The organism is Sphingomonas sp., from assembly GCF_964263785.1.
In the GTDB taxonomy this organism is placed as follows: Bacteria; Pseudomonadota; Alphaproteobacteria; order Sphingomonadales; family Sphingomonadaceae; genus Sphingomonas.
The window spans coordinates 30,547-41,229 of record NZ_CAXVWL010000068.1 but is presented as its reverse complement, the minus strand read 5'-3'; the positions used below and the strand labels follow the sequence as shown (position 1 = coordinate 41,229).

General features: G+C 69.4%; 8 protein-coding genes. All 8 read right to left on the bottom strand.

What is annotated here, in order from left to right:
- On the bottom strand, positions 1 to 542 hold a 542-nt coding region (locus tag ACE5C1_RS09305; RefSeq protein ID WP_374943791.1), incomplete at its 3' end, for a CHASE3 domain-containing protein.
- Between the two features lie 157 nt (positions 543 to 699).
- Positions 700 to 3,357, bottom strand: a complete 2,658-nt coding sequence (locus ACE5C1_RS09300) for a molybdopterin-dependent oxidoreductase (protein WP_374943790.1) — start codon at positions 3,355 to 3,357, stop codon at positions 700 to 702.
- Between the two features lies 1 nt (position 3,358).
- Positions 3,359 to 3,697, bottom strand: coding sequence for a nitrite reductase small subunit NirD (gene nirD, locus ACE5C1_RS09295; protein WP_374943789.1), 339 nt, complete (start codon positions 3,695 to 3,697; stop codon positions 3,359 to 3,361).
- A complete protein-coding gene (nirB, locus tag ACE5C1_RS09290) occupies positions 3,694 to 6,177 on the bottom strand; it encodes a nitrite reductase large subunit NirB (protein ID WP_374943788.1) in 2,484 nt (827 codons plus the stop codon). Before nirB ends, nirD begins: the two co-directional genes overlap by 4 nt.
- The gene (locus ACE5C1_RS09285) at positions 6,177 to 7,376 is read right to left on the bottom strand and encodes a hypothetical protein (RefSeq protein WP_374943787.1); all 1,200 of its coding nucleotides are present in this window, start codon (positions 7,374 to 7,376) and stop codon (positions 6,177 to 6,179) included. The genes nirB and ACE5C1_RS09285 overlap by 1 nt, the downstream gene beginning before the upstream one ends.
- Positions 7,377 to 7,380: 4 nt before the next feature.
- Positions 7,381 to 8,619: a nitrate/nitrite transporter gene (locus ACE5C1_RS09280; RefSeq protein ID WP_374943786.1), complete on the bottom strand. Its 1,239-nt coding sequence runs from the start codon at positions 8,617 to 8,619 to the stop codon at positions 7,381 to 7,383.
- Between the two features lie 247 nt (positions 8,620 to 8,866).
- Positions 8,867 to 10,078, bottom strand: a complete 1,212-nt coding sequence (locus tag ACE5C1_RS09275) for an ABC transporter substrate-binding protein (protein WP_374943785.1) — start codon at positions 10,076 to 10,078, stop codon at positions 8,867 to 8,869.
- Positions 10,075 to 10,656, bottom strand: a complete 582-nt coding sequence (locus tag ACE5C1_RS09270) for an ANTAR domain-containing response regulator (RefSeq protein ID WP_374943784.1) — start codon at positions 10,654 to 10,656, stop codon at positions 10,075 to 10,077. The genes ACE5C1_RS09275 and ACE5C1_RS09270 overlap by 4 nt, the downstream gene beginning before the upstream one ends.
- Positions 10,657 to 10,683 lie beyond the last annotated feature (27 nt).

The following is a 10,683-nucleotide window of genomic DNA, read 5'->3' as shown; positions in this document are numbered from 1 at the left end:
CGCAGGTCGGTCTGGCGACGGTCGACCACGGCGTCTTCGCGGGCGTCCATGACGGCGATGATCTCGCGGATCTGGTCCATGACCTGCTTGCCGGTTCCGCCGCGGACGAGCGCCAAGGCCTCGTTCACCTGGCCCGACCGGTAGAGGGTGATCGATTGCGCCAGCTCGGCCTGTTTCGCTGAGGTGAGCGCGCGCAGCGTCGCGAACGGGGCGGCAAGGTCCTCGATGCCGGCGATGAGGCCGCCGAGCTCGGTCATGTGCCGGGCGAGCCGCTCGCCGCCCCGGTTGTAGGGTTGCAGGAAGGCATCGTCGCCCGTCAGCAGATAGCCGCGCTGTCCGATCTCGGCATCCTGCAGCCCGGAAAACACATCCGCGAATGCGATCTCGATCTGCAGGGCGCGGCGCACGACCGCATCGCCTGCCTGCTGCTGGACGTAAAGGATCACCGATGCGGCGATGAAGACGCTCAGGGTGGCGAAACCCGCCGCCAGCACCCTGCCGGCGCGCATCCACCTGACCCAGCCTCGCTTGAAGGGTTGCACGCTTTGCCTCTGACCTGACCGGACAGCCGATGCGCCCCCACCCGCCGCGGTTGGGACTGACGGGCCGACCGTTACGGTGTCACGCGCAGTCGAGGCGGCGCAAGCCGTCATCGCGGCCACGGCCGTCAGCCGGAGCAACGTTCGACCGCTTGTCGCGTCAGCTTTCGGTTGAGGCCTTGCAGGCCTCGATGATCCGCTGGATCTCCGGGCGGCATGAGCCGCAATTGGTGCCTGCCTTGAGAACGGCGCCGACAGCCGCGACCGACCCGCCACCCCCCTGCGTCACGAGGCTTCGGATCTGGTTGCATCCCACCTGGAAGCAGGCGCAGACCGTCTCGCCCTTGTCGGGGCGGCCCGCGCCGGGACGGCCGGCGAGGAGCCGGTAGCCGTCGGCCCCTTCAACCGCGCCATCGAGAGCGGCGGTCACGAAGGCGCGTGAGATGTCGAGGGGAGCCGGAGCGATGAAGAGCGCAGCCTTGAGGGTTCCATCCCGCACGATGGCCAGGCGGTGCCGCCCGGCTGCCGCATCGTCATAGGCGATGAGCCGATCGGTCGGCTCGCTGCCGCCCAGGAGGTCGAGCGCGAAGTCGCGCCAGATCGCGGGGACATGCCGGCCTGCGAGCTCGATCCTCCATCCGCCTTCCACCCGGGCAAGGGCCCAGTAGTCGGCCCCGACCGGCCGCGGCCGCTGCCGTGCGACCGCGAACCCGTACCACCGCGCCGGAAAGCGCTTGAGCCGGACGGCCGTCATCTTCGAGGCGGGCTGGCCCGAGACGGGATCGGTGCGGCCGGCCACGAGGGCATCGACGCGGCCGGCGCTCGCGAAGCGGTCGGTCCAGTGCATCGGGGCGAAGACCGTGCCGCGCGCCTGCCCGGGGCCGAGCTGGGCGCGGGCGACCATGCCGCCGTGCGGGCTATCGCAATGGACGAGGTCGCCGGCCCCGATGCCGGCCACAGCCGCGTCCTCGGGATGAAGCGCGACGAACGGCTCGGGACTGTGCGCCGACAACCGCGCCGACTTCCCCGTGCGGGTCATCGTGTGCCAGTGGTCGCGGACGCGGCCCGTATTGAGCGTGAACGGATAGGCTGGATCGACGGGCCGGGATGGCGGCGCGGCAGTCGCGATGAACTGGCCGCGGCCATCCGGCGTGAAGAACCGTCCATCGCCGAAGAAGCGGCGCGGACCCGAGGGCTCGCCGGCCCGCACGGGCCATTGCACCGGGGCCAGGGCGTCGAAGGCCTCGTCGTCGAGAGCGGCCAGGCCGCCGAGGTCGAAGTCGCGCGTCCCTGCGTTACCGAGGCTCGACAGCCGTGCATGCTCGCGGAAGATGGCAGCGGGCAACGGATAGCCGAAGCCTGCCCCGAACCCCATGCGCTGTGCCACTTGGTCGACCATCCACCAATCGGGCCGCGCCTCGCCGGGCAGCGGCAGGAAGGCGCGCTGCCGCGTGATGCGGCGCTCGGAATTGGTGACGGTGCCGTCCTTCTCGCCCCAGGCGGCCGCGGGCAGCAGCACGTGGGCGAGCCGCGTCGTGTCCGTGTCGCGGATCACGTCGGAGCAGACGACGAGCGGGCAGCGGGCGAGCGCCTCCTTGACGCGATCGGCCTCGGGCAGGCTGTCGACCGGGTTGGTGGCCATGATCCACAGCGCCTTGACGCGCCCGTCCTCCACCGCGCGGAACAGGTCGACGGCCTTGAAGCCAGGCCGCGCCGCCACGCGCGGCGCGCCCCAGAAGCCGGCCACGAGATCGCGGTGCGCGGGATCGTCGAGGTCGAGGTGGGCGGCGAGCTGGTTCGCGAGGCCGCCGACCTCGCGGCCCCCCATGGCGTTGGGCTGGCCCGTGATCGAGAACGGCCCCATGCCGGGGCGGCCGATGCGCCCCGTCGCCAGGTGGCAGTTGATGATCGCATTCACCTTGTCGGTGCCGCAGACGGACTGGTTCACGCCCTGCGAATAGACTGTGACGACGCGCTCGGTCGCGGCGAAGAGGGCGTAGAAGCGGGCGAGGTCGGCCGGGGAGAGACCGGTGGCCTCCGCGATCGCGGACGGATCGGAGGGCGAGGCCGCGGCGAGCGCCTCCGTGAAGCCCGCGGTGTGCCTCTCGACGAAGCCGTGATCCATGGCCGGCGATCCGGCGAGGTGGCGCAAGAGGCCGTTGAAGAGCGCGACGTCACCGTCGGCCCGGACCGCGAGATGCAGGTCGGCCTGCTCGGCGGTCGGCGTGCGGCGCGGGTCGATCACTACCAGGGTCGTACCGCGCCGTTCCCGCGCGGCCATCATGCGCTGGAACAGCACCGGGTGGCACCAGGCGAGGTTGGAGCCCACCAGCACCACGAGGTCGGCTTCCTCGAGGTCGTCGTAGGTGCCCGGCACCGTGTCCGAGCCGAAAGCGCGCTTATGGCCCGCCACCGAGGACGACATGCAGAGCCGCGAATTGGTGTCGATGTTGGCCGAGCCGATGAAGCCCTTCATCAGCTTGTTGGCGACGTAATAATCCTCGGTGAGCAATTGCCCCGAGACGTAGAAAGCGACGCTGTTCGGCCCGTGTTCGGCGATCGTATCGCGGAAGCGTTTGGCGACGAGATCGAGCGCCTTGTCCCAAGTCGCGCGGCGCTTGTCGATCATCGGGTGCAGCAGCCGCCCCTCGAGCCCGACCGTCTCGCCGAGGTGCGTGCCCTTCGAGCAGAGCTTGCCCCGATTGGCGGGATGATCGGCGTCGCCAGCGATCGTCACCGCGCGCTCGCCGGTGCGGGTCGCGAGAATGCCGCAGCCGACACCGCAATAGGCGCAGGTGGTGCGGACCGCGTCCGCCATCTTACGCCGCCGCCTTCAGCGTCGAAGCGCGGCAGATCAGCACCCGGCCGCCGCTGATCTTCACCGGCACGACGGGGGTGCAGCCCTTGTCCTCGCCCAACGCCTCGCCGGTGGTCAGCGAGATGCGCCAATTGTGGAGCGGGCAGGCGACCGCGCCGCCGTGAACGATGCCCTGGCTGAGCCGTCCGTGCTTGTGCGGGCAGCGATCGCGCAGTGCGAACACCCGTCCGTCGCCGGTGCGGAACACCGCAATGTCGTCGCCGCCCGCGACCTGGACGGTGCGGCTGCCGCGGACCGGGATTTCGTCGGCCCAGCCGATATCGAGCCAATCGCCGGTCATGCCATCTCCTCTTGCGGCTGGAAGCGCGCCATCGGCGCATGCAGTTCGCGGTCCGCCCCCGCGGCGCGCGCCGCCCAGGGATCGTCCTGCGTAAAGCGCTGCGAAAAGCGGAATCGGGCGGCATAGGCGGCGACCGCGTCGGGATCGTCGAACAACCGCGCCTTGATGTGATCGAGCCCGACCCGCTCGATCCACGGCGCGGTGCGTTCCAGATAGCGTGCCTCCTCGCGGTAGAGCTGGATAAAGGCGGCACACATCTCCATCGCTTCGGTCTCGGTGCCGACCTTGCAGAGCAGGTCGGTCGCACGGACCTTGATGCCGCCGTTGCCGCCGACGTGGAGTTCGTAGCCGCTGTCGACGCACACCACGCCGAAGTCCTTGATCGTCGCCTCGGCGCAATTGCGCGGGCAGCCCGACACCGCGATCTTGAACTTGTGCGGCATCCAGCTGCCCCAGGTCGCCTGCTCGATCCTGACGCCCAATCCGGTCGAATCCTGCGTGCCGAAGCGGCACCAGTCGCTGCCGACGCAGGTCTTCACGGTACGCAGCGACTTGCCGTACGCATGGCCGCTCACCATCCCGGCGGCGTTCAGATCCGCCCAGACCGCGGGCAGGTCCTCTTTCCTGATGCCGAAGATATCGAGCCGCTGCCCGCCGGTCACCTTGACCAGTGGCGCGTTGAACTTTTCCACCACGTCGGCGATCGCGCGCAGCTCGCGCGGGTTGGTGAGGCCACCCCACATCCGCGGGACGACCGAATAGGTGCCGTCCTTCTGGATGTTGGCGTGCATCCGCTCGTTGACGAAGCGGCTCTGCTGGTCGTCGACATACTCGCCCGGCAGTGCGCACAGCAGGTAGTAATTGAGCGCGGGGCGGCACGACGGGCAGCCGTCCGGGGTCGACCAGTGCAGCTTGTGCATGACCTCCGGGATCGACCGCATGGCTTGCGCGACGATCTCGCGGCGGACGTCGTCGTGGCCGAAGCTGGTGCACTTGCACAGCGTCTTCACCGTCCGCTCGCCGCCGTAATCCGCGCCCAGCGTCAGCGATAGCAATTGCTCGACCACGCCGGTGCACGATCCGCAACTTGCCGACGCCTTGCACGTGGAGCGGACCGCATCGAGGCTGACCGCGCCGTCGACGATCGCCTGGCACACCTTTGCCTTGGATACGCCGTTGCAGCCGCAGATCTCCGCATCGTCGGAGAGCGCCGCAACGGCTGCCTTAGGGTCCGCCACGCCTCCTCCCGAGGCGAAGGCCTGGCCGAAGATCAGCATGTCGCGGAGCGGCGATATGTCCTCGCCGCGCTTGATCAGGTCGAAATACCAGCCGCCGTCGGCGGTATCGCCATAGAGCACCGCGCCGACGACGCGGTCCTGGCGGAGAACGACGCGCTTGTAGACGCCGCGGCTGGCGTCGCGCAGCACGATGTCCTCGGCGCCGTCCCCGCCCGAGAAATCGCCCGCCGAGAAGACGTCGAGCCCGGCCACCTTGAGCTTGGTCGAGGTCGCCGAAGCGCAATAGCCGGCGGGCCGCCCGACCAGGCCGTCGGCAAGTGCGCGGCACATGTCCCAGAGCGGCGCGACCAGGCCGTAGACCTGTCCGTCGTGCTCGACGCACTCGCCGACCGCCAGGATCCGCGGGTCGCTGGTGACCATATGGTCGTCGACCCGGATGCCGCGCCCGACGCCAAGCCCCGCTGCGCGTGCGAGCGCCACCGAAGGGCGGATGCCGACCGCCATGACGACGAGACTGGCGGGGATCAGCGTGTCGTCCTTCAGCCGGACGCCCCCGACGTGCGCGTCGCCGACGATCTCCGCGGTATCGGCGCCGGTCAGGATCGTCTGCCCGCGCGCTTCCAGCGCGGTCTTGAGCAACCAGCCTGCGGCTTCGTCGAGCTGCCGCTCCATCAGTGTCGGCATGATGTGGAGGACGGTGACCTTCATGCCGCGCAGCGTCAGCCCGTGCGCCGCCTCCAGTCCCAGCAGCCCGCCGCCGATCACTACCGCGTCGCCACCCAGTTCCGCGGCGGCGAGCATGTGGTCGACATCCTTCATGTCGCGAAAGCTGATGACCCCGGGCAGATCCTTGCCGGGGACCGGGATGATGAACGGGTCCGAACCCGTCGCGATCAGCAGCCGGTCGTACGTGACGACCCTGCCGCCGCGCGACGTGACGGTCCGCGCTTCGCGGTCGATCGCGACCACCGGATCCCCGCTGACCAGCGTGATGCCGTGACCGTCATACCAGTCGTGACCGTTGATGACGATCTCGTCGAACGTCTTCTCGCCCGCGAGGACCGGCGACAGCATGATGCGGTTGTAGTTGACCAGCGGTTCCGCGCCGAAGATCGTCACGCGGTAGCGCGCGGGGTCGCGCGCGATCAGTTCCTCGATCGCGCGGCAACCGGCCATGCCGTTGCCGATGAGGACGAGGTGTTCCCGGGCGTCCTCACCCGCGACGATGCGTCCATGTTCCATCAGATGGTCCAGTCCAGTTGGAGCCAGAATTTGTGGGTATCGGTGGCGAAGCGATCGGCATCGTATTCGGCGTAGCGGACGCTTGCGGTGGTGCGCCCGACCTTCGCGCTGGCGAGCAGGTCGATCTCGTTGCCGTAGTGCCGGACCGCGCGGTCGCTCTCGAACCGATGGTAGACCGCCTGCAGCGACACCCCCTTGAGCGGCCCCAGCGTCTTCCAGCCGTAGCCCCCGCTGGCGTAAAGGTCGCGGACGCCGTCGGGCGGCGTCGTCAGGAACGCGTCGGCCCAGCCCTGGAATTTGGAATTGGTGCCGAGCGGCGTCTGGAAGCTGGTCAGCGCCACGCCGCGATCGGCGCCGAGCACTTCGTATCCGGCGCCGAGCCGGGGGCCGTTCAGGTCGATCGCGGCGTCTGCGAGGTAATAATCCGCGGCGTAGGAATTGGGGTTGCGGTGATAGTCCGACTGGCGGGCGTAGCTCAGCTGGTACGTCAGCTTGGCCACGCCGACGCCGCGCGCACCCGCGAGGCGCACGCCGTACGTCTGGCTAGACAGGCGATAGCCCTGCACCGGTGCCTCGTTTTCGTCGACGAGGTACGCAAAGCCAGTCAGCGCGCCGATCGGCGTCGCAAGGGACGCGTTGCCGAGCAGGAAGTCGCCCGAGACCGCCTGCTGGCGCGCACCCCTGCCGTCGATCCCCCAGATCGTCCGCACGCTCCAGGCATAGGTCGCGTCGAGCTTGAGCCCTTTGAGCGGCATCACCTCGGTGCGCACCGCATCGAAGGTCTGGCCGTTCTGGCGAAAGTTGACCGCGCCGACGAAGCGCTCGTCGTCGAGCGCGATCCGCTGCCGCCCGGCGGTGATCGCCAAGGCTTGCGTGCGGTATTGCAGCTGCGCGCGGTACAGTGCGATGTTCTGCGGGTCGGCGACCAGCGGTCGGGTCGCGGCGCCGTGCAGGCCGTCGTAGACGTCGTCGACGACGGCCAGATTGCCTTGTGCCTCGGCCAGCGCCGACCAGGGCCCCGCCTTCGCCTCCACCCCGCTGCGGATGCGCAGGGTGAGGGCATCCGCCTTGCGGGCGAGACCATCCTGTTCGACACATTCGTAGCGGGCGCGGGCGTCGAGGAGCGGCTTGACCGTGATCGTCTGGGCGGTGGCGGGTGCGCCCGCCGTCAGCCCTGCGAGGAGGAGTGCGCGACGCACCGGCTCAGATCCGCACGCCGGCGACGGCGCCCCAATTTCTGCGCCACCGGCCCTTGACCAGCATCAGCCCGGCAAGCGCGACCAGCGCGAGGCCTGCGAAGATCAGGAAGCCCGGCGCAAAGCTGCCGGTCCATTGCCTGGCGAGCCCCAGCGAGGAAGCGAGATAGAAGCCGCCGATCCCGCCCGCCATGCCGACGAGCCCGGTCATCACCCCGATCTCCGCGGCGAAACGCTGCGGCACCAGATGAAACACCGCGCCGTTGCCCGCGCCCAGCGCCAGCATCGCGACGACGAACAGCGCCAGCGCCGCGGCGATCGTCCCCGCCATCGACACGCCCGCCAACGCCATCGCGCCGAGAACGAACACGCCGGTCAGCGTCTTCACCCCGCCGACCGCGTCGGCCAGCGCGCCGCCCATCGGCCGCACCAGCGAGCCTGCGAAGACGCACGCCGCGGTGCAATAGCCTGCCTGAATGGTGGTCAGTCCGAAGCGATCGGTGAAATAGATCGGCAGGCTCGCCGCAAGCCCGACGAAGCCGCCGAAGGTGACCGCGTAGAAACCCATCAACCACCACGCGTCCGCCGACTTGAGCGGGCTGAGATATTGCGCGAAACTCTTGGGCGCGGGCGCGTTCGGCGCGTCCTTGGCCATCACCATGTAGGCGACGAAAACGAGCGCGAGCGGGATGCACGCGAGGCCCAGCACCGCGTTCCAGCCGAACAGCTTGGCGAGCGCTGGCGCGAACAGCGCGGCGAGCACCGTGCCCGAATTGCCCATGCCGGCGAGCCCCATCGCCTTGCCCTGATGCTCGGGCGGATACCAGCGGCTGGCAAGCGGCAGCGCGATCGCGAAACTGGCGCCGGCAAAGCCGAGCACGACGCCGAGCGCCAGCGTTCCCGCAAAGCTCGACACGCCCAGCGCCCAGGCGGTGAACAGCCCGGCGATCACGACGATCTGGCTGATCGCGCCGGAACGCTTGGGGCCGATGCGATCGACCAGCAGCCCGTTGACGACGCGCAGCACCGCGCCCGCGAGCGTCGGGACCGCAACCATGAGGCCCTTTTCGGCCGGGGTCAGTGCCAGCGTCCGGGCGATCTCGGGCGCGAGCGGCCCGAGCAGCACCCAGACCATGAACGCGAGGTCGAAATAGAGAAAGGCGGCGAGCAGGGTCGGGCGGTGCCCGCTGTTCCAGAAGCCGTTCGGCTCCGCCCTGGTCTCGTCGGTCCAATATGCCGTGGCCATGTCATATCCCCCATCTGCGATGGACAAAGAAAAAGCCGCCAGGACGGCGACCATTGCTGGCGGCATCCTGGCGGCTTCGTTGCCGTTCGGCGGATCGGCTCGCGCCGGGGTCCGCCCGTCGCGAGGAAACCCCGTCGTTGGAGCAACACCCGCGTCTATCTCGTGCCCGACGCCATTGCCGGGACGATGCGAAGCTGCCCGATTCGCAGGTGCCGCGCAAGTTCTTTTCGCAGCCGCAGCATGGATGTCAGGGGAGGCTGGCCAGATACCCCGCGATGTCGTCGGGATCGAAGGCGCGACCGTCGAAGAAATGGTCGCCTTCGAGCAGCAGCCGCCCTTGGGTCGACCCGGCCGCGGTCGGGGCGGACACCGCGCCCTCCAGCTTGGAACTGGCGCCGGGCAATGTCGCCGCCGATCCGGCCAGTGCCGCGCGGTACACGTCGGGCCGGAACACATCCTGCGCGGCTTGCGCGTCGTGCGGAGTGACCGGCAGGTCGTCCCACCGCGCCATCTGCGAATACAGCCATGCTGCCTGGCTGCGCCACGGAAAGTTCGCGGCTTCCCGGTACTGGAACATGAAATCGGGCACGTGAAGCGTGTCGCCGCCCTGCGCGAGGCGAATGCGATCGGTGATCGCGCGCAGCACGGTATCGACCCGTCCGCCGAGGTATTCGGGCCGCGCGAGGATCGCCGCGCTCTCTTCGGCGGCATCGAGCCGGACGAAATGCTCGGCGGCGGCGTGGAGCGCGCGGAGCAGCGCATGGACTTCGTCCCGCCGCTCGGCGAGCATTTCGCTGCGCATCGCCAGCACCTTTTCGACGCCGCGGCGCCAGATCTGCGCGGTGACGAGCGCGATCCGGCCGACCCCGCGATCGACCGCGATGCTGTTCCACGGCTCGCCGACGCAAATGCCGTCGACCTCGCCCGCCGCCAGCGCGTCGGCGGCGAACGGCGGACTCGTGACGACGATCTCGACGTCGCGGTCCGGCCGGATGCCGACCGCGGCGAGCCAGTAGCGCAGCATGTAATTGTGGCTGGAATAGCGATGCACGACGCCGAACCTGAGCGGCTTGGCAGCAGCTACGCGAGCAAGCGCCACATCGCGCAGGCGGCTGCCGAGCGCCGCCGGATCGCCGAGCGCCGTCCCCAACCCGATCGCCTCGGCGAGCGCGGCGGACACGGTGACGGCGTTGCCGTTCAGTCCCAGCACGAAGGGCACCGACAAGGCGACCGGCGGACGTCCGCGCCCCAACGTCGTGGCGATCGCGAGCGGGGCGATCATGTGCGCAGCGTCGGTGTGACCGTAGAGCAGCCGGTCCCGGACGGTCGCCCAGGTCATGTCGCGGACGAGCGCGATCTCGATGCCCTCGCGTGCGGCGAACCCCTGTTCGCGCGCCAGGATCGGCAGCGCGGCGTCGACCAGCGGCAGGAAGCCGATGCGAAAGAGGGGGGTTGTCATGGCAGGTCCCCGATCAGCGCGTCGCTGGTGACGATCGCCTCGGCGATCTCGGCGATGCGGCGATTGCTCTGCATCGCGTGGCTCCGCAGCAGTGCGTAGGCGGCGGGCTCGTCGAGGTGACGGCGCTTCATCAGGATCGCCTTCGCCTTGTCGATCGTGGTGCGGTCTGCGAGCGCACTCCGGGCCTCCGCAAGCTCGTCCTGAAGGCGCGCGAACGCCTGGAAACGGCGGACCGCCAGGTCGAGGACGGGCTTGATCCGCTGCTTGGCGAGGCCGTCGACGATATAGGCCGACACCCCCGCGTCGACCGCGGCTGCGGTGGATTCGGTATCGCTCTGATCGACGAACATCGCGATCGGCCGCGCCAACGCGCGCGTCATCGTGAAGAAATCCTCGAGCACGTCGCGACTGGGGTTCTCCAGATTGACGAGCACCACCTCGGGGCGCGCGCTCTCCAATTGTGCGAGCAGCGGACCGGCAGGATCGACCACGATGAGATCGTCGAGCCCCGCTTCGCGCAGCCCATCGGAGATGATCGCGGCGCGGGTGGTGCTGGTATCGATGATGGCGATCCGCATGCCGCCATTATGCTGCTTTGCAACACG